The 19,161-nt window shown below is 50.6% G+C and carries 17 protein-coding genes and 1 pseudogene; 12 read left to right on the top strand and 6 right to left on the bottom strand.

The annotated features are described in order from the left end of the window. The first annotated feature begins 345 nt into the window (after nt 1-345). From FE848_RS18100 to tnpC, 5 genes are all read left to right on the top strand, one after another. Entirely contained in the window at nt 346-759 is a 414-nt protein-coding gene (locus FE848_RS18100; protein ID WP_200205259.1) for an Arm DNA-binding domain-containing protein, read from the top strand. Nucleotides 760-852: 93 nt separating this feature from the next. Next, complete coding sequence (locus tag FE848_RS18095; protein ID WP_200205258.1) at nt 853-1,890, top strand: IS110 family transposase; 1,038 nt, start codon at nt 853-855, stop codon at nt 1,888-1,890. A gap of 378 nt (nt 1,891-2,268) precedes the next feature. Further along, a complete protein-coding gene (gene tnpA / locus FE848_RS18090; RefSeq protein ID WP_200205257.1) occupies nt 2,269-2,559 on the top strand; it encodes an IS66 family insertion sequence element accessory protein TnpA in 291 nt (96 codons plus the stop codon). Further along, nucleotides 2,556-2,900 carry an IS66 family insertion sequence element accessory protein TnpB gene (tnpB, locus tag FE848_RS18085; RefSeq protein ID WP_227715451.1) on the top strand — a complete coding sequence of 115 codons (345 nt, stop codon included), beginning with the start codon at nt 2,556-2,558 and terminating at the stop codon, nt 2,898-2,900. The genes tnpA and tnpB overlap by 4 nt, the downstream gene beginning before the upstream one ends. Before the next feature lie 28 nt (nt 2,901-2,928). Further along, on the top strand, nt 2,929-4,371 hold the full coding sequence (gene tnpC, locus FE848_RS18080) for an IS66 family transposase (protein ID WP_413785019.1): 1,443 nt from the start codon (nt 2,929-2,931) through the stop codon (nt 4,369-4,371). 86 nt (nt 4,372-4,457) lie between these two features. Here tnpC and FE848_RS18075 read toward each other — a convergent pair whose 3' ends face one another. The 3 genes from FE848_RS18075 to FE848_RS18060 form a co-directional block, all read right to left on the bottom strand. After that, on the bottom strand, nt 4,458-5,168 hold the full coding sequence (locus tag FE848_RS18075; RefSeq protein ID WP_320159523.1) for a tyrosine-type recombinase/integrase: 711 nt from the start codon (nt 5,166-5,168) through the stop codon (nt 4,458-4,460). Between the two features lie 235 nt (nt 5,169-5,403). Then, the gene (locus tag FE848_RS18065) at nt 5,404-6,423 is read right to left on the bottom strand and encodes an IS30 family transposase (protein WP_200205260.1); all 1,020 of its coding nucleotides are present in this window, start codon (nt 6,421-6,423) and stop codon (nt 5,404-5,406) included. Nucleotides 6,424-6,564: 141 nt separating this feature from the next. Further along, nucleotides 6,565-6,930, bottom strand: coding sequence for a hypothetical protein (locus tag FE848_RS18060; RefSeq protein WP_200205256.1), 366 nt, complete (start codon nt 6,928-6,930; stop codon nt 6,565-6,567). 515 nt (nt 6,931-7,445) lie between these two features. On the opposite strand from FE848_RS18060, the gene FE848_RS18055 reads away from it, so the two are divergent. The 7 genes from FE848_RS18055 (at nt 7,446) to FE848_RS18025 (ending at nt 16,257) form a co-directional block, all read left to right on the top strand. Further along, nucleotides 7,446-8,177 carry a hypothetical protein gene (locus FE848_RS18055; protein ID WP_200205255.1) on the top strand — a complete coding sequence of 244 codons (732 nt, stop codon included), beginning with the start codon at nt 7,446-7,448 and terminating at the stop codon, nt 8,175-8,177. Next, nucleotides 8,174-9,811, top strand: a complete 1,638-nt coding sequence (locus FE848_RS18050) for an acyl-CoA dehydrogenase family protein (protein WP_200205253.1) — start codon at nt 8,174-8,176, stop codon at nt 9,809-9,811. Before FE848_RS18055 ends, FE848_RS18050 begins: the two co-directional genes overlap by 4 nt. Before the next feature lie 88 nt (nt 9,812-9,899). Beyond that, nucleotides 9,900-11,432, top strand: coding sequence for a class I adenylate-forming enzyme family protein (locus FE848_RS18045; RefSeq protein WP_200205252.1), 1,533 nt, complete (start codon nt 9,900-9,902; stop codon nt 11,430-11,432). Between the two features lie 90 nt (nt 11,433-11,522). Continuing rightward, nucleotides 11,523-12,662: a C4-dicarboxylate TRAP transporter substrate-binding protein gene (locus FE848_RS18040; protein WP_200205251.1), complete on the top strand. Its 1,140-nt coding sequence runs from the start codon at nt 11,523-11,525 to the stop codon at nt 12,660-12,662. Nucleotides 12,663-12,722: 60 nt separating this feature from the next. Beyond that, nucleotides 12,723-13,202: a TRAP transporter small permease subunit gene (locus tag FE848_RS18035; protein WP_200205250.1), complete on the top strand. Its 480-nt coding sequence runs from the start codon at nt 12,723-12,725 to the stop codon at nt 13,200-13,202. Nucleotides 13,203-13,234: 32 nt separating this feature from the next. Further along, entirely contained in the window at nt 13,235-14,542 is a 1,308-nt protein-coding gene (locus FE848_RS18030) for a TRAP transporter large permease (protein WP_200205249.1), read from the top strand. Between the two features lie 188 nt (nt 14,543-14,730). After that, on the top strand, nt 14,731-16,257 hold the full coding sequence (locus FE848_RS18025; RefSeq protein ID WP_200205248.1) for a class I adenylate-forming enzyme family protein: 1,527 nt from the start codon (nt 14,731-14,733) through the stop codon (nt 16,255-16,257). A gap of 180 nt (nt 16,258-16,437) precedes the next feature. Here FE848_RS18025 and FE848_RS18020 read toward each other — a convergent pair. From FE848_RS18020 to FE848_RS18010, 3 genes and pseudogenes are all read right to left on the bottom strand, one after another. Then, nucleotides 16,438-16,896 (bottom strand): annotated as a pseudogene (locus tag FE848_RS18020) (transposase); the annotation flags it as partial. Nucleotides 16,897-16,906: 10 nt separating this feature from the next. After that, complete coding sequence (locus FE848_RS18015; protein ID WP_200205246.1) at nt 16,907-17,986, bottom strand: IS110 family transposase; 1,080 nt, start codon at nt 17,984-17,986, stop codon at nt 16,907-16,909. Between the two features lie 274 nt (nt 17,987-18,260). After that, nucleotides 18,261-18,884: a DDE-type integrase/transposase/recombinase gene (locus tag FE848_RS18010; RefSeq protein WP_200205245.1), complete on the bottom strand. Its 624-nt coding sequence runs from the start codon at nt 18,882-18,884 to the stop codon at nt 18,261-18,263. Nucleotides 18,885-19,161 lie beyond the last annotated feature (277 nt).

The raw sequence follows: 19,161 nt of genomic DNA, 5'->3' as shown, positions 1-19,161 counted from the left end.
GTTACGGACTGCCGGACTTCGCAGAGGAACTCAACTACGGAGTCGATCTATCAACCATTTGAGGGTGGTATCAGATTGATGGGGTGAAGGTGCCCCATCAACCATTAAATCCGTATACCCATAAAATAGTGTAGTGATTCATTCCGTTTCATCCAGGTTCATTTCGTTTCCGTTATAGATTAACAACTATTTGAATTAAATATTTTTTTCTAGAATTTGTGTGTGTGTCGAGTTGGTTCAGGTTGTGGCAAAGCGGTTTACAGGTACCCAGCATGTACCCAAGCCAAAATCTGTCCCCAGCCAGTACCCAAAATTCTTCAAAACTAGCTATGACGGAGTCAGAAAATGGCAGTAGAAAACAAGGAACTCCTTCCACGGAGCGCCGACTCAGCAGACAAGTTGATCCGGAAACTAACCCCCAGCCAGAAAGACATCTACATCCAGGATTCAACTGTTACCGGGCTGGCGTTGCGCGTAACGCCCCGCGGGAAAAAGATTTGGCACTTGAGGTATACCGTTCAGGTTGGTTCTGGTCAGTGGGTTGGACGGAAGAATTCTCTCGGTGCGTTTACTGACGGACTGAGAACACGTTCTGCTCGGGAATTGGCTGAGGCTTGGCGGGTCCGTATCCGTCAGGGAGAAGACCCCCAGGATGAAAAAAAGAAACTGGCGGAAACGCGAAAGGCGGAACATCTCCGGGAAATTGCAGAGCGGCAGGCCTTGAGGACTGTGAACGATGTGGCTGTCGTTTATGCGTAAGCAATGGGATGGACTCCTCCTCACCTCACCGGCATCTACGTGCCAAAATGGTGAGTGATTAGCCAACCATCATGAAGATGAGGAGAAGCCCAAGTGAACATTATCCGTGTCGGTGTTGATATTGCCAAATCAGTTTTCCACGTGCACGGCGTAGACCGTCACGGCCAAACTCGATGGCAAGGCAAGTATTCGCGCAGCAAGTGGCTTGATGCCCTCAGCCGAAAAGTACCGGCCGGCGCCGAGATTGGTATGGAAGCCTGCGCGTCATCACACCACTGGGCTCGGGAACTCCAGAAGCGGGGGTATCATGTTCGGTTGATTGCCGCCCAATTTGTCAAACCTTACGTCAAGAGCAACAAGAACGACCGAGTAGACGCGGAGGCAATCTGCGAAGCCATGAGTCGCCCGAACATGCGATTTGTCGCTCCAAAGACGGTCGCTCAGCAGGATATTCAGGCTGCACATCGGATCCGGGAAGAGCTTGTGGGGCAGCGCACGGCCAAGGCCAACCAGATCCGGGGTTTAGTGGGCGAGTACGGTATTGTAGCGCCAGTGGGCATCCAGCAGCTGCGCCGGGCCTTACCAGGCTGGCTTGAAGATGCTGAGAGCGAGCTTACCGATAGTTTCCGCATTCTGCTCAATGGGTTGGCCGAGGACCTCCGGCATCTTGATGATCGCATCACAGCCCTTGATGACCGGATCACTGAGAGTGTCAGGCAGGATCCTGTAGCAAAGCGCTTAATGACATTACGCGGCGTGGGGCCGCTCACAGCCAGTGCCTTGGCAGGTGCCCTGGGCGACGGGAAGGCCTTCCGCAAAGGACGAGACTTTGCCGCTTCTCTTGGATTGACACCTCGACAGCACAGCACCGGGGGACGGGATCGTCTGTTAGGGATCAGCAAGCGCGGCGACAGTTACCTGCGCAAGCTGCTCGTTCACGGAGCACGGGCCGTGTTGCGCCATGTTGAGAGCAAAGACGACGGACTGAGTCATTGGCTCAAAGCCCTTGCCGCCCGGAAGCATGTCAATGTGGCAACGGTGGCATTGGCCAACAAAACAGCCCGTATTGCCTGGGCGCTGGTACACAACGAGGAAGCCTATAACGAAGGGCTCTCAGCGGCAGGAGTTTGAGTGGGTAGCTGCAAGGCTGAGTGTGCCAGGGTAACAACCGGCAACTTTTCAGGAGACGTCCAACACCACGATTGCATGGCATTTTGATTGATGGCGAACAGGTCGAACCGGCGCTGGGAAACCCCTAATGAACGTGGAGCCTTGAGCTCGTGTAAGCGATTGGGAACCAGTGCGCGGATAGCCCATCAGGGTCCGATGCCTACAGGGACGGCATCATTAAAGAGACCGGATACACGTAGGCAGTCGTACCTTAGTCGCGATCAGACAAAGTGCTTGCAATAGAGGAGGAGTCCATACACGTTCATTCTAAGACGTCCTGCCACCCTGCTGAAATTCGCCCTACAGTAACCTCACAATTTCCAACACGAGGTTACCCCCATGAGAAAGCATCGTACGCCAAAGCAGTGGCAGACCCTGGTTGATCAGCAGCGCGCCAGCGGCCTCTCAGCTTCGCAATTTTGCAAACAAGAGAACATTGGCTACGCCAGCTTCTGTAACTGGCGCAAGCGCTTGGCCGGGTCGTCGACTGATGAGGCAGCAGGATCCGGTGACGCCAGCTTTCTGGATTTGTCGTCACTGATGGGCACGTCGCAATCCTCCGGCCCAGGCTGGAACATTGTGCTCAGCCTGGGCAATGGCGTCGAACTGCGGCTGAGCCAGAACGGATGATCGGGCTCGATAGCCAGGCGCGCATCTGGCCGTGTACCGAGCCCACCGATATGCGCAAATCGTTCCGGGGCCTGAGTGCCCTGGTCCGGAATCAGTTGAAGCACGACCCGCTCAGCGGCCAGTATTTCGTCTTCGTCAATCGCCGCAAGACCCAGATGAAGATGCTGTACTTTACCGCTACCGGTTACTGCCTGTGGGCCAAGCGCCTGGAGCAAGGACAGTTCCGGGTACCGTTATCGGCCTCCGGCCAGCGGGCCCTGACCCTGACGGATTTGCAGCTGCTGATTGACGGCATTGAGGTGCAGAAATACCGCCAGTTCAAGCGTTTTCGAGGGGTATAGAAGACGGACTTCCGGTATAATATCGGCCATGAATTCAACGGCTTCCGCACCCCATTCCAACACGTCTTCTTACTCGGCCCTGGCCGAGGAGAATGCCGTGTTGCGGGAGCAGTTGGGCGCTCAGGCGGAGACCATTCGCCAGTTGACCCATCAGTTGGACTGGTTCAAGAAACAGCTGTTCGGCCCCAAATCCGAGAAGCAGGTGTATGGCCTACCGGAACAGGACAGCCTGTTCCAGCCAGAGGAAGCACCATTGCCGGAGCGGCCTGCTGATGAAGAAAAACGCACCATTAAGGCCTATCAGCGCGGCACCGGCAAGAAACAGCGGGACGACGACTGCCTGAACGACACCGGACTGCGCTTTACCGCCGATGTCCCGGTGGAAGTCCTTGAACATTGGCCGCCGGAGCTGACTGGCCCTGAGGCCGACCAGTACGAAGTGATCGGCAGCAAGACCACCTACCGGCTGGCCCAGCGGGCCTCCAGTTACGTGGTGCTCAAGTGCGAACGCCCGGTGTTCCGGCGCAAGGGCACCGAGAAGCCCATCACCACCCCGGCTCCGTTCAACGTGCTGGACAACAGCCTGGCCGATGTCAGCCTGCTGGCCGGGCTGCTGGTGGACGAGTTCCAGTTCCACCTGCCGCTGTATCGCCAGCACCAGCGCATCCAGCAAGCCGGTGTCACCGTCAGCCGCAGCACCCTGACCAACCTGGTCAAGCGCGCCATCGATCTGCTTCGGCCCATTGTGGATGCCCAGACCGACAACGTGCTGCGCAGCCGGGTGCTGGCCATGGACGAAACGCCCATCAAGGCCGGCCACCAGGGCCGCGCCGGCCCACAAAAAGGCAAAATGAAATCCGGCTGGTTCTGGCCGCTGTACGGCGATGCCGACGAGGTGGTGTTCACCTATTCGAACAGCCGTGGGCGCGCCCACATCGAACAGGTACTCAGCGAGTCGTTCAGTGGCACGCTGATCAGTGACGGCTACGCGGCCTATGCCCGCTATGCCGCCGCCCAGGAGAACGTCACCCATGCCCAATGCTGGGTGCACCGTCGCCGTTATTTTATCGAGGCACAGAAGGATCACCCGGAGACCGTCACCGAGGCTTTGCAACGGATTGCGATGCTGTATCAGAATGAAGAGACTATCAAAACCCAGGGGCTGACCGGCGAGAAGAAACGCCAGTACCGATTGGATCACTCCAAACCGGTGGTCAGCGACTTCTTCCAGTGGTGCCAGGATCAGCTGAAGCGAGGTGGTCTGGTGCCCAGCGACCCGCTGACCAAGGCTCTGAACTACGTGCTCAGTCGGGAAGCCAGCCTGAGCGTGTTCCTGGAAAACCCGGACGTGCAGCCAGACACCAACCACCTGGAGCGGGCCCTACGCCCCATCCCCATGGGCAAGAATTATCCGAGGTCTTCAGTTATGGAAGGTTGTGGTCATCAGGCACTGGAGAGCCGGCCAGGATAGATGCTGATTCGTTCGGTGATTGCTGCACTTAGCAGCTTCTACCCTTTACTGCTTCGAGGCCGGTACCTCCCGTGAACCTTACATAACTACAAGCTCTGCAAAAACTGTAACACACTGTCCGGCGGGCGGTACCGCGCCGGTGCTTGGGGAAGCTCCTGGAGGCTCTTCAAGGCCCGCTCCTTCATCGCCAGATCCGCTTCGACATATTTGTGGGTAGTCACTGGGCTTTCATGACCGAGCCATAGGGCGATAACCGTGATATCCACCCCAGCTTGCAGCATATGCATCGCAATCGAGTGTCGAATCAGATGCGGGAATATCCGTCGTTTGGCCAGTTCCGGATATTGCTCGGCAGCGACTTTGACGGCAAGCTTCAGGCGTTCAGTCACTCCAACACGCGTTAGTGGGGCACCTGACCGGCTTGAAAACAGTGGTTGATCAGGCTGGCGAGGATAGGCTTTCAGCCAGCGTTTCAGTTGCCCGGCCGTCTCCGGCCACAATGGAGTCAAGCGCTCTTTGCGCCCCTTGCCACGGATACGCACAGAAGCACTGGGGTCAAGCTCCAGATCGTCCACTCGCATGCCGGTTAACTCGGAGACACGAGCGCCGGTATTGTAAAGCATGGCCAGCATCACCCGATCCCGTTGTCCGATCGCGCTGTTACGATCCGGTGCATCAAGAATCGCGGTCATATGCTCGCGCGAAAGGAATCCAATGAGCGGTTGTTCGAAACGCTTCATGGGAATGGCGAGCACAGATTGAACCGTGGCAAGGGCTGAAGGTTCCTGAAAAGCCACATACTCCATGAACGACCGGATGGCCGCAAACCGGGCATTACGACTGCGAACCGAGTTGTGACGTTCTGCTTCAAGATGGTGAAAAAAGTCCAGAACAAGTGTGGCATTCAGGTCTTCCAGCGCAAGCTCACTGGGGTGTTTTCCAAGTTGCCGGTGGGCGAACGTCAGCAGTAATCGAAAGGTATCCCGATAGGCTAATACGGGGCGGTCTCCAACTCCAAGTGCAACACCCGGGTTAATGAACGCCTGACGGCGCTTCCTGGGTTCGCTTGATCAGATCCATAAAGACCTCCAGCGGCGGCTTGAAGCCCAGTCGCTTTCGAGGCCGGGTATTGAGCTGGAAAGCGATGGCATCCAGCTCGTCCTGACTGAACACCGACAGGTCCGTGCCCTTGGGCATGTACTGGCGCAAGAGGCCATTGGTGTTCTCATTGATGGCCCGCTGCCAGGGACTGTGTGGATCAGCGAAGTAGATCGCCGTCCCGGTCTTCTGGGTGATCTCGGCATGGCGCACCAGCTCTCGGCCCTGATCGTAGGTGAACGTCTGGCGCATTTCCAATGGCACCCGATTGAGGGCCGCGCTGAAGCCCTGGACGGCGGCGGTTGCGGTGGCTCCGTCCATCTTGGCCAAGAACACCAGGCCGCTTACTCGCTCAACCAGGGTGCCTACAGCGGAACGGTTGAACGCACCTTTGATCAGGTCGCCTTCCCAATGCCCCGGCAAGAGCCGTTCATCGACTTCCGGCGGGCGCAGGTGAATGCTGACCAGATCAGGGATCTGTTGACGGCGGTCCACGCCGCCCGCGCGGGGCCGACGCTTCGTCTTGCCTTGGCACAGGCACGCAATCAGCTCCTTGCGCAGTTCACCGTGAGGCTGGGCGTAGATGGCTTTATATATCGTCTCATGAGAGACCTGATAGTCGGTCTGGTCTGGGAACATGGCCTTCAGTGTGCCGCTGATTTGCTGGGGAGACCACCGGTTTCGTAGCATGTCGAGAACGATATCATGCAGGTCTGTGCCTTCGACCAGCGTACGCCTGGGCCGGCAACGAAGACGCGTGGAACATGCAGATAACCCTGCTGCCTCGGCATCATAGGGCTGGTCGTCAACCGCGTGACGCCGTAACTCCCGGCTCAACGTACTGGGAGAGCGGTTCAACTCACGGGCTACAGCCCGGAGACTGGCTCCCTGACGCATCATCAACATGAGTGTGACGCGGTCTGTCGTGCTGAGGTGGTGATAGTGATTTTCCATGGCAACACAATACTCGATCAGAGGGTGTTGCACTTAGTTATTGAGCGCGCGCGGTATGTGGGCTGGCCCTGCGCTGCTGAACCAGACGCTGGACAAAGAACTGCTGGAGCAAGCATGGAAAACTTAACGGCGTCGAGGTACTCATAATCCACCTCCTTGACCTTGGCCAAGGCGCTCAGCGGCCTTGGCTAGCAACTCGGGCGTTGCGGTGAGATACCAATAGGTATCGGTGATCTTGGCATGACCCAGATAGGTGGATAGCGCCAGGATGTGGCAGTCGATATCGAGGCCCTGCGCATACCAGCGTTCCAAGTTACGACAGCTAAAGGTGTGGCGAAGATCATAAACTCTCGGTACTGGGTGGCCGCCCCGGGAGCGCCACTGCAACCGTTGTCGCAGTAGCTTAAAGGCATAATCCAGACTCTCGGTGGTTACGGACCGACCGTAGTCGAAGACGAAGAAATCTTCTGTAGTGGCAGCAAGAGGCTCTTGATCGCGCTCATGCACGTAGTGCCGCCTGACCCCGTTTTAGGTCCAGCTTCAGACCGGCGAAGTGCTCCATGGATTGAGTCTCTTACGGGGTATTTTCTATGGCCGGGTCGATGAGGTTGTAGAACGGCTGCATGCGGTGGACTCGCAGCATTGTCGGCAGCGGCTATGCTGGTCGACCAGCCCGTGGGGTATATCAAGCGACCTTCTTCTCCCGCCGTTTCCAAGGAGTCAACTTGCTTACGTTCCAGAAAAGTCTCACGGCGAGTTTATCGCTTCTCGGTTTGGAACTCGGCTTCGGAGAAAGAGAGCTGATCTATGGTGGCAGTCAATCCTATACAGTTGACGATGGTCGCACTATCGCTGATTTAGGGGATTATTCAGAGCCTCCTAAGATGTCGCATGGTGCTCACGTGTCCATCTCTTGAAGCTATATTTTACAGCCGAGAGGAGATTTGTGGGCTTGACATGCAAAGTTATCGGTATTACGATATCAGATCAATTGATTTTATTCTGTTATATGCAGAGGGCCAATGAAAACGCTCGAAGAATTGATACCACAAATGTCCGCGCGTTCAGTTGTGCTGAGTCTTCTGCTTGGTATGAGGTCGGGGTCGCTACCCGTAAGTTCGATCATAAAGGTCATTAAGCCGTTAGGGTTCTCCGCGCCAGCGTTGCGCACAGCTCTGTCGAGAATGGTTGCAAATGATGACCTAGATGCATCAGGCGGTGTCTACACGCTGGCACAAAGACATCAGATAAGGAGGGGAGTTCAAGAAGAGAGAGTTAACCCGGAGCTTTTGGTTGGAGGGACGGGCTGGAAAATGGCTGTTATCACGGTGGCAGGTCGCGACGCTCCTTCTCGTGCTGCAACGCGTGAGGTTTTGCGAGAGCATCGATACGCTGAGTTATGCAATGGTGTCTGGTTACGACCTGACAATCTCGCCAAGAGCCTACCACCGATGTCTGAAATTCAAGTTTTTCAGGCACAGCATGCGGATGAGCATAAGTTAGTTGCTTATTTGTGGGATCTTCCGGCATGGGCTGCGGAGGCTGATTTAATCATAAAAGCACTCGATCCCGAAAATGAGCCCAGTGCAAGGTTCGCTGCGGCTGCCGCCGCTGTCCGGCATTTAAGGTCCGGCCCAGTTCTACCAGCTCATTTACAACCAAATAATTGGCCTGCAAAACGTCTGCGTAACAAATACGAGAATTATCGTCACTACATCGCTCAACTAGCGAGTGAAAGGATTGAAGATTTATGACCTACAAGACGCATGAAGTGAAAAACCAAGTACCACCGCGAGAAAACTTCGACGCGGTTCAACATCCAGTTTACGACGAATTTCTTAAAGCACGGGATGCCCATGCATCTATATCAGAAATACACGAATTCGGTCGAGTCGCAGGGAGTCTGCGAGTTCAACGCTTGGCCGACTTGGTTGAGAAGAATCAACCTGTTTTAAATACCCACGACAAATATGGACATCGAGTTGACCAAGTGGAGTACGACCCGGCCTATCACGAGTTAATGAATATTGCTCTCGCTAACGGATTAGATGGGACTCCTTGGCAAGATAAGCGTAATAACGCGCACCTCATCCGCGCCGTTAAGTTTGTAGCTTGGCAATCCGGTGATGTTGGGCACACCTGTCCTGTCACTATGACTTATGCGGCGGTCGCCGCGCTCCGAACCAGTAAAGAGCTTGCTGCGGAATTCGAACCCCTTCTCTCGAACGGGGTCTACGACTCGACGTTTTCCAGTCCTGCCCAAAAAGCAGGTCTTACGGCGGGGATGTCAATGACTGAGAAACAGGGAGGCTCTGACGTACGTGCGAATTCTACTCTTGCGGAACAGCAGAGTGATGGTAGTTATCAGCTTACAGGTCATAAGTGGTTTACATCCGCCCCCATGAGCGATATTTTGCTCACCCTCGCACAGGCTCCTGGCGGTCTCACATGCTTTGTAGTGCCCCGCATCCTACCAGACGGGACTGTGAACTCTATCTCGCTGATGCGCCTTAAAGATAAGCTTGGAAATCTTTCCAACGCAAGCTCTGAAATAGAGTACATGGGAGCGACTGGCTGGCGTTTGGGCGACGAGGGTCGTGGTGTTCGAACGATCGTGGAGATGGTCAATATGACCCGACTCGACGTCACGCAATGTTCAGCAGCTATTATGATGAACGGATTGGCCAAGGCTACACATCATGTACGTCATCGTGAAGCATTTGGTGACAAGCTAATAAACAAGCCTCTTATGCGAAACGTGATTGCAGACCTTGCTGTAGAAGCTGAGGCAGCGGCACTTTCGGGAATGTGGCTTGCAGCGCTAACTGATGAAGTTGAAAAAGGGGACTCAGAAACTTTGTTGTTGCGCCGTATAGGTCTTGCAGCCCTGAAGTACTATGTGGCTAAGCGAACACCGGAGCATGTCGCAGAATCCTTGGAGTGCTTAGGAGGTAATGGGTACATCGAAGACTCAGGGATGCCTCGTTTATACCGTGAAGCACCCTTGGGAAGTATCTGGGAGGGAACCGGTAATGTGGCTGCTTTAGATGTAATTCGCGTTCTCAAGCGAGAACCAGAAGCACTTGAAGCTGTATACAACTTTTTAGGCAGCGTCGCTGGGTTCGATCACCGGTACGACGACTTCGTCGAGCAGCTTAAATCGGCTTTTGATGCAGGTGCTGATCTTGAATTTAATGCACGCACTATAGCAGGTGACCTTTCCGTAGCTATCCAAGCTGCACTTCTTAGAAAGTTCGGTAATTCTGCTACAACTGAAGTGTTTTATTCAACTCGACTTATAAGGCGCCATGGGGCCGTATACGGAACTTTACCAAGTGATTTAGGTGTCGATGAGGTCGTCGCCCGCGCTATGGCATCAGTTGATTAGAAACTGAATAGAGTATGCCGATCACGGCGTCCTAAGAGGAAGCTGTGATCATGCTGTTATTTGAAAATAAATACAAAAGGCTTTTATTATGAGTGAAATGACACTTGGTCATCTACTTTCTGAGAGAGCCCGCCTCACGCCCGAGAGCGAAGCCATAATAGATGATAAGAATCGCTACACCTTCGACGAGTTCAATCAGCGTGTCGATATCTTTGCAAGCCATTTAAGTCTCGCCGGGGTAGGGCACGGAGACAGAATTGCGCTGTTGGCTCGCAATTCGGAGATGCACGCAACTACAGTTCTCGCAGCTGTGAAGCTGGGAGCTATAGCCGTTGTTGTTAATTGGCGGCTAGCACCTCCGGAGATGGAGCATATCCTCGAGGACAGCGAGCCCGTAGCTCTTGTATATCAGCACGAGTTCTCTCCTTTATTAGATAAAATATCTACAAAAGTTCTACCTGATATTCAGATTTGTGACGCAGTTTGTGAATCTAATGCCAATGAGCCAATTGTATACGCAACGATAGTCACTGCCGACGAAGAGAGGGAGAAAAGCTGTCTTCCAATCAATGTGGCAATTGATGTTAATGACCCAGCTGTAATTATGTACACCTCGGGTACTACTGGTCGCAGCAAGGGTGCCGTTATAACACATAAAAACCTCTATACTGCGGCTCACAGCGCATCATGCACGATCGATTGGAACAGGAATCAGAGGTTTCTTTTGGGGGCCCCGATGTTCCATATAGGTGGGCTGTTTTATTTGTTCGGCAACATCATGCGTGGTAGTACGACTGTCATGTTACCGGATTTTAAACCAGCGCTGACTTGGGAGCTTATAGAGACAGAGCAGATTAGTATGATGATGACTGTGCCTGCGATGTTGCGAGCTATGTTTGATGCTCCAGAAATCGACACCGTCGATCGTTCTCATCTTGAATACTTAATCTGTGGTGGGGCATCCGTAAGTTCTGAATTGGTTCGAGAGGGTGCTGCACATAATATTGATGTACAGATTGTCTATGGCGCTACCGAATTTACCGGCCCTATTACATTCTGGATTAACAAGGATGATCCAAATGGCCTTGGGTCCGCCGGACGCGCAATTATGAATGCGGAAGTTGCTGCATTCGATGTCCAGACGCAAAAACAAGTCTGTTCAGGCCGCATTGGTGAACTCTGGTTACGCGGTCCAATGACGTTTGCGGGATACTGGCGGAATGAAAAGGCGTCCGCTGAGGTCTTGGTGAATGGTTGGTATAGGACTGGCGATGTGGGTCATGTGGATAGCGAGGGACGAGTATATCTGAAGGACAGACTGAAAGATGTAATTATTTCGGGCGGGGAAAACATCTACCCAGCCGAGATCGAAGCGGTGATGAGCAAGCATGCCGCTGTAGCTGAAGTCACCGTTGTTGGACACTCCGATGAGCGTTGGGGCGAAGTGCCTGTTGCGTATGTGGTGCAAAAGCCCGGCGTGGTCACGTCTGAGCAAGACCTTATGGGCCACTCTAAGGAGTATCTTGCATCCTACAAAACTGTTAAGAAGGTCGTTTTTGTAGACGCGCTTCCGAAAAATTCTGTCGGAAAAGTACTAAGGCGCCAGCTTCGGGAGAGTTAAAACTTATTTAAAGTAGTTGAAGTGAAGTTGTTGTAATAATGTGTCTGGAATCAATTAACCGACGTTATAATTATAAAAAGGTAGCCAATTGTGAATAAAAAAATTAAATATACCGCTTTATCGCTTGCTTTGACACTGCCATCTATCGCAAGCGCAGAAAGATTGAATTATGCTATAGGTTTCACTACAGGCTCTTTTGTAGACGCAGGGAAAGTGTTTGCTGAAGAAGTTAAGAAATATAGTGAGGGCGACTTAGATATACGGGTTTTCCCTTTGTCACTATTGAATTTTGCAGAAATGTCCGATGGAGTAGGGCAGGGTATGGCAGATTTCGGTACTGTCTTAACACCCTATTTTCCAGAGTCGTATCCGAATACGAATATGGTCGCCGACCTATCAATGACCTTAATGCTTAAAGAAGGTGTCTCGCATGAGCAATCTACAGTGGCATACGCGGGTGCCATGGCTGAGTATGTAATGCTGAATTGTGATGACTGTCAAGTCGAATATAAAAATGAAAACCAAGTATTTACTAGTAGTATAATGACTACACCATATACACTACTCTGCCGAGAAAAAGTTGCTTCATTAGATGACATTTCCGGAAAGAAAGTGCGTGTTGCTGCTGCCCCGTGGGCACGATGGGTCGAGAGCCTTGGTGGGAGCCCAATAGTAATGTCAGCTAATGAGTCGTACGAAGCTCTGAGTCAAGGAGTTGTCGATTGCGATATTCAAGCTGCTGCTCAACTTAGTAGCCTTAAGCTTTCGGATATAGTTACTGATGTCACTGTAAATATACCTGGAGGATTGTTTTCAGGTGGTGGTTCAGCCAACATGAATTTATCAAAGTGGAATAAACAAAGTAGTGCCAACAAGAAAGCGATTATGACTGCTTCTGCCGGTCTTGTTGCATCTCAGGCGTTTGAAGGCATCGAATACGCAAAAAAGGCTCTCGACAGCGCTAAGAATAACGGCATTGCTCTTCATGAGGCAGATCCAGACCTGACAAATAGAACTCAAGTTTTTGTTCGCAAAGATTTGGAAGGTATCGTCAATGAATATGCTCAAAAGTACAGTGTGCAAGATGCTCAAAAGAAAGCTGCAGCTTTTATTGAAATTCTAAACGAATGGGAAATTTTAGCTCCTGATCTAGATAGCCGTGAATCATTTAAGGATGCTTTGCTTGATCGAGTATATTCTAAAGTCAACGTAAATACGTACGGATCTTGAAGGTAGATAAGACTGCTGCAGCAGTCTTATCTTTTTTGAGTTGGCGCTTGGACTATGTTTATGACAAACAAAGTGTTTAAAGTTGATAGCGTTTTGGAGGCTTTTTCTTTAATCGCTAGCTTTATCTTATTTTTGATGATGATTCATGTTTCCTTGGATGTTTTTCTTAGACATTTTTTTGCAATTCCGTTGCCCGGCACATTGGCGATATTTACATACTATTATATGACTGTAGTAGTGTTTGTACCTTTGGCGCTTGCAGAGTTAAAAGATTCTCATATATCGATTGATGTTTTCACTCAAATGCTTGCTCCGAGTACGCAGCATGCTCTTTCAAAATTTACCACATTACTAACTATTCCGGTATATACCGTGCTGGCTATACGCACTTGGGAGGAGGCATTAAACAAATTTTCTACAGGAGCATCAGTTCTGCAGGCAAACTCTAGTATTATTACATGGCCAACGTACTTTGTACTACCAGTTAGCTTCGCTCTTATCGTTCTAGTGTTGTCTAAAAAATTGGTATCAAGAGTTTAACTTTTGAGAGACTATAATGAGCGGGTTAGCATATGACTGATATACAACTTGGTTTTTTTGTTCTTGCTTCCATAGTGGTTCTTATTTCTATTAGAGTACCTATTGCTGTCTCATTGATTTCAGCCTCTTTTGCAGGTTTGTGGTACTTAATGGGTTTTGATATAGCTTGGGGTTCTATCGGAGTAATACCATACCAGTTTGCGTCGACATGGGTGCTGGGCTCAATACCTATGTTTCTATTGATGGGTTTTTTATGCTATCACGCAGAGCTTACGCAAGGGATGTTTCGAGCAGCAGGTATATGGCTTTCTGGAATTCCGGGCGGTTTGGCCATTTCTGCAGTATTCGGCTCGGCTGGATTTGCAGCTGTCTCCGGTTCGTCTGTTGCATGTTCTGCTGCGATGGGACGGATTGCAGTTCCAGAAATGATTCGTCATAAATATGATCCGGAATTGGCTACTGGAACAGTCGCCGTAGCAGGTACTATAGGAGCATTAATACCTCCATCTATTATTATGATACTCTATGGTGTTGTAGCTCAGCAGTCTATTACAGGTCTTTTCCTCGGCGGTATTGCTGTTGGAGTTATTACTGCAGTTGGCTATACTGTCGTTATACTTGTTAGAGTAAAGCTGAACCCTTCGCTAGCCCCTACTGTTGATACTAAACATACAATAAAAGAAAAATTCGGTTCTCTTAAAGAAACTTGGCCAGTACTTCTAATTATGGCCGGGATATTTGGCGGTCTTTTTGGCGGAGTGTTTACACCTACAGAAGCAGGTGCGGTGGGTGCATTTCTTTCCTTTGTAGTGGGGTTGTTGAAAAGGTCATTAACGTTTAAAAAATTGCAAGTCGCCCTTGTTGAGACACTGGTCACCACTAGCGCTCTAATCATTATTGCGATTGGAGCTAGTCTTCTGACCAGATTTTTGGCACTGTCAGGCACTGGTGAGTTTATTTCCGATCTAATTATCGGTGCGGACTATAGTGCTGCAATAGTTATAATCGGAATAGTTCTCGTCTATCTTTTTCTGGGTATGTTCTTGGAGCCTATAGGTGCGATGCTTTTGACTCTACCAATTATAATACCTGTGGTAGGTGACCTTGGGTTAAGTCTTTTGTGGTTTGGTGTTGTTTTAACTAAGTTATTGGAAATTGGAATGATTACACCTCCAATTGGAATGAACGTATTCGTTATCAAGAGTGTTGTCGGTAACTTAGTATCAACAAAAGAAGTTTTTAGAGGAATATTTTGGTTTTTGATAATGGACTTATTAATAATATTTCTAATAATCTATTTTCCAAATATAATTCTTTTTATACCTTCTGTATTTGATTAGATGCTCGGTCGCCGTCAACAAGTGTATTGGTGCAAGTTGGCTATTCGAAGAAAACATAGACTTGGAGTTTGAGTTTCGGGATGGGCAGAGTGCAGATCTTAATAATCAGTCAAAAATATAATTCAGGAGTGCCATTGTTTACATTAGTTAGCAGTTATCTTTCAGTTAAATAAAAAAGGGAAATCTCTATGTGGACAATAAATGATTTTTTCGATAATAATATCCGAAAGTTCGAAAGTAAAGAGGCACTAGTTCATGGGGAAGAGAGGCTGACATGGCAACAGCTTGGAGAGCGCGTCAATAGACGGGCTGCATGGTTACAGAGGCAAGGTGTTAGAAAAGGCGACAAAGTTGCCCTTCAAGGAAGAAACTCAACTTCTTGGGTAGAATTTTTTTTTGCGATTGTTCGCTGCGGTGGTGTTGTGGTGCCTGTAAATCATAAGCTAGCCGCCACAGAAGTGGAATATATACTACGTGATAGTGGTTCCATGCTTTGGTTTGTCGATTCCTCAATATTTACTGAATTAGAGCTAAGCCCTGAGAGGGCTGGAGTATCTGTTTTTGCACTCGATGAAGATAGCTCTGACAGTACTATTGAACCTGCGGGTTATGGTAAGCAGGGTGCATTTATCCCAGTCGATGTTTCAGAAAACGACTTGGCTGAGTTACTTTATACCTCAGGTACTACTGGTCAGCCAAAAGGATGCATGCACTCTCACAAAACGATTTTGTTAGCTGCACTATCAACGAGCGTAGTAGGTTGGGGTTTTAATATACAAGACCGGGTACTAATAGGAATGCCAATATGGCATTCAGCTCCCCTGAATTGTCAGTTGATTGGTGCGTTATATGTTGGTGCGACCCTAGTCTTATTACGTGAGTACGGCCCAAGAAAATTCCTGGAAACAATCCAGGAAGAACAATGTACTGTCTTCTTTGGTGCACCAATCGCCTTCATACTTCCAGTGCAAACGCTCGATGATTTTGACTCATTCGATATTAGTAGTATGCGAGCATGGCTTTTCGGTGGCGGACCAATTGATTCCTCAACCTCTAACATGTTAAGGGAAAAATTTAAAAGTGATCGTTTTTACCAAGTATATGGTATGACAGAATCAGGCCCTACTGGTATATCGCTCTACCCACATGAGCAAATAATGAAAGCAGGCTCTATTGGGAAATATGCTTTAACTGGGTGCGATCTTCGTGTGGTTCGTACTGATGGTAAAAACGCAAACCCTGGGGATGTTGGAGAAATTTGGTTGCGCGCACAGTCAATGATGCTTGGTTATCACAACCAACCTAACGCAACTATGCAAGCTTTCGATAATGGTTGGTATCGCACTGGTGATCTCGCACGGATGGATGAGGATGGCTATCTTTTTATTGTTGACAGAACTAAAGATATGATCATCACAGGTGGTGAGAATGTTTATTCGAAAGAAGTGGAGGATGTCCTAGTGAATTGCCCAGGAGTGTCTGAAGTTGCTGTAATTGGTATTCCACATGCGGACTGGGGAGAAACTGTAGCTGCAATTGTAGTGTCGCAAGATAATCAAGAGTTAGATATCGAAAATGTTAAAGGCTTCTGTCAAGGAAAGCTGGCACCCTATAAGATCCCTAGGTTAATACAGTTTGTAGACAACATTCCCCGGACACCAACTGGAAAAATGATGAAGTACAAGATTAGGGAGAAATTTAATCAGATAAACTAAAGAGGTAATTGTGTTCAGTGACTCCGGATACCAATTGACAGTTTAACATGGCAGTTTAACAGGAGTTATATCTCAACGGGCTGGTCATTGGTTAATCTCCCGATAAAGAGTGATGGTGCATTAGCCGGTCAAAACAATACGTCGTCTGTCAAGGTAGTTGGAACCTGATTCATTTGGCCTCTAATGGGCCACACATTGCTCTTTAACAGCTTGCTCTTTAACAGCTTGCTCTTCTGGCAACGGGTTCAACCACACCGCTCCGACCGGTTCGCAGTTGCGAATGTCGGTAGACCAACGTCCAGGGTTCTTTCTCTTGGCTCTGAGCAATGTCATTTTGCGGTTTGCCAGGATGTCAGCATCCTTGCCCGCATGGCGATCGGCCGGAGTCACATAACGGATCGCGCTGTGGCGATGCTCATTGTTGTACCAACGGATGAAGGAGTTCACCCAGTCACGAGCCAACTCAAGGCTCTCAAAGCCCTCTGGCGGATACTCCGGGCGTTGCTTGGTAGTACCGAACAGCGACTCGATATAAGCGTTGTCATTAGACACTCGCGGTCGACTGTAAGACGGCGTTACCCCCAGTTTTTCGAAGGTGGCCGGCAGAGTGCCGCCTTTCATGGCGCTGCCGTTGACGCCCTTCTAAAGATCAAGTGCCTATCTGTACCTGATTGATCATATGATTTCTGGCACGGATGAGGTGATAAACCTCTCTGGCTATGTAGCGCTTTAGGCAGCGGATAATCTCCAGTTTCGTGAGTCCTTGTTCGGTGCGTTTTTTCACGTAAGCCTGGGTCGCAGGATCGTATTGGATTCGACCGATTGCAATGATATGTAAAGCGCTGTTAGCCGCCCTGTCGCCACCTCTGTTCAGGCGATAACGCTGCCTCTGCCCAGAGGATGCAGGTACAGGACTGGCTCCGCACAGAGCGGCAAAGCTTGCCTCCGAATGCAGGCGTTCTGAGTTATCACCTGCCGTAATGAGTAGCTGTGAAGCAGCCTCATAGCCTATAGAGCGGCGTGCTATGAGATTAGGTGCCAGATCATCGACAATGGCTTTGATCATGATGTCCAGCTCTGCCACTTCGTCATGTAGTTCGATGTAGCGGCGAGCAAGGGATTTGAGGGCAATCCGATAAGCTGTGGTGACATCCCGATATCCCGTCAAGTCGGGGCGCCAAGCGGCTACTGTGCGGATGAGTTTCATCCTCGTCATAGAGCGCAGCTGGTCACGTAGTGTCTCGGGTGCAGACACGATTTGTGTCTGGATGATTTGAAGAGCAACGCGCCGAGCAGCAACAGCCGTCTTGCGACAAACTTTCAAAACACGTAGTGACTCAATCATCCCGTCGCGTGTTTTGGGAGTGACCGTCCGGATACCAGCGAAGGCGGCATGGGCAGCATTTTCGGCGTCCATGACATCGTCTTTACCACGCTTTCTACGAGCTGTCTTATCAGGCGACGTCACCTCCAAGGTCTTAACATCGCAGCGCTGTAGGTACCGCAATAATCCCGCACCATAGGTGCCGGTGCATTCTATGCCCACACGCTCAAGCTCACCGAAAGAGCGCATCCAAGCCAGCAAGCTTTTGTAGCCATGCGTAGTCGTCGCGAAGGTCTTTGAGCCCAAAACACGATCATACTCATCCACGACAGAAGCTACGTGAATAACTTTGTGAGTATCAACGCCGCCAACCACCGGAGAGTGTGCCTTATGCTGCTTTTTCATGACCTCACCCCAACCAATCAATCAATTCAAAATGATGGATTCCACCTTCGAATCGATTGCCCGGACATGACAGTAATGAGACCTATGGTCAGGCCCTTCTCGGGTCACAGGTAACGACGAGGTGAACCCTCTCCGTTAAGTGATCTTGGGCCACCGACGAGTCAACGGAAAGACACATTGAGCAGGTCGATCAGAGTGTGGGTCAGGTGGCCAAAGAACCCATACGGCACCAGATTATTCATAATAGACCGATCAGCTGTTAAAGCGGATTAGTTCAAGAATATCTGGCACGGACATTATTACTATCAGAATGCACCACTGGCGGGTTATTCGCACAGCCCTCGCGCAACAGTGCCTTGCGCAATACGACTTCGCTGTTGGCCGCGCTTTCCGCGTCGAACACTTCAGCGCCAACAATTTTGCGGCTGTACACGTCGAGCATGAAGTACAGATAAAAGAACCGGCCCCGGATAGTGGACTTCAGATACGTCACGTCCCAGCACCAGACCTGATTCGGTCTGTTGGCCTCGTGACGGCGTGGCGGACCGACTCGCCCGGAGTGGCGGCGGGCACCTCGACGATGATTTTCATTGTGCTCGCTCAGAACGCGGTAGAACGACGATTCCGAGGCGATGTACCACCCGTAGTCGTCCATCAGTAGCGGCACGACCTGAGAGGGCGGTAAGCTGGCATAATCGGATTGATGGCAAACGGCCAGGATCATTGCTTTTTCCATGGTTGTGAGTGCGTGAGATGGCGTCTGTTTGGGAGCACCGGGCCGACCATCCTCACCGCCGGCTTTCCAGCGGCGGTACGACGTGTTGGCTCCGATGCCCAGCTCGGCACAGGCGCTTTTCAGGCGCGCACCTTCAGTCCGCGCCTCATCGATCAGCTGCACGGCGCGCTGGCGATCCAGGGCACTGGTCAGTCGTCCTCGTCCCCCCAGATCGCCTGGGCCTTTTTTCGCAGGGTCCCCCTCTGGCAGGATAGTTGGCACTACTTAGTCGTCCCTGCAAAACCAAAAAACTGAAACAAAGCAATGAGTTGGCTTGAATTTCGAGTATAATATCCACCATAAATCTCCCCGTTTCGCCCAAAAACCGGAAGAAAACGCCATGATTCCACGGGATAAGCGCCAGGCACCACAACGAGATCTGCTGAAAACCTACCTTGAA

Origin of the sequence: Marinobacter sp. 1-3A, from assembly GCF_016597775.1 — a bacterium.
GTDB classification, from domain to species: Bacteria; Pseudomonadota; Gammaproteobacteria; order Pseudomonadales; family Oleiphilaceae; genus Marinobacter; species Marinobacter xiaoshiensis.
This window is presented reverse-complemented; position numbering and strand designations above follow the sequence as displayed.

Excerpts from the sequence above, each read along its gene's own strand:
- FE848_RS18100 (WP_200205259.1), top strand. The coding sequence starts at position 346 with ATGGCAGTAGAAAACAAGGAACTCCTTCCACGGAGCGCCGACTCAGCA.
- tnpA (WP_200205257.1), top strand. The coding sequence starts at position 2,269 with ATGAGAAAGCATCGTACGCCAAAGCAGTGGCAGACCCTGGTTGATCAG.
- tnpB (WP_227715451.1), top strand. The coding sequence starts at position 2,556 with ATGATCGGGCTCGATAGCCAGGCGCGCATCTGGCCGTGTACCGAGCCC.
- tnpC (WP_413785019.1), top strand. The coding sequence starts at position 2,929 with ATGAATTCAACGGCTTCCGCACCCCATTCCAACACGTCTTCTTACTCG.
- FE848_RS18065 (WP_200205260.1), bottom strand. The coding sequence starts at position 6,423 with ATGGAAAATCACTATCACCACCTCAGCACGACAGACCGCGTCACACTC.
- FE848_RS18055 (WP_200205255.1), top strand. The coding sequence starts at position 7,446 with ATGAAAACGCTCGAAGAATTGATACCACAAATGTCCGCGCGTTCAGTT.
- FE848_RS18050 (WP_200205253.1), top strand. The coding sequence starts at position 8,174 with ATGACCTACAAGACGCATGAAGTGAAAAACCAAGTACCACCGCGAGAA.
- FE848_RS18045 (WP_200205252.1), top strand. The coding sequence starts at position 9,900 with ATGAGTGAAATGACACTTGGTCATCTACTTTCTGAGAGAGCCCGCCTC.
- FE848_RS18035 (WP_200205250.1), top strand. The coding sequence starts at position 12,723 with ATGACAAACAAAGTGTTTAAAGTTGATAGCGTTTTGGAGGCTTTTTCT.
- FE848_RS18030 (WP_200205249.1), top strand. The coding sequence starts at position 13,235 with ATGACTGATATACAACTTGGTTTTTTTGTTCTTGCTTCCATAGTGGTT.
- FE848_RS18025 (WP_200205248.1), top strand. The coding sequence starts at position 14,731 with ATGTGGACAATAAATGATTTTTTCGATAATAATATCCGAAAGTTCGAA.
- FE848_RS18015 (WP_200205246.1), bottom strand. The coding sequence starts at position 17,986 with ATGAAAAAGCAGCATAAGGCACACTCTCCGGTGGTTGGCGGCGTTGAT.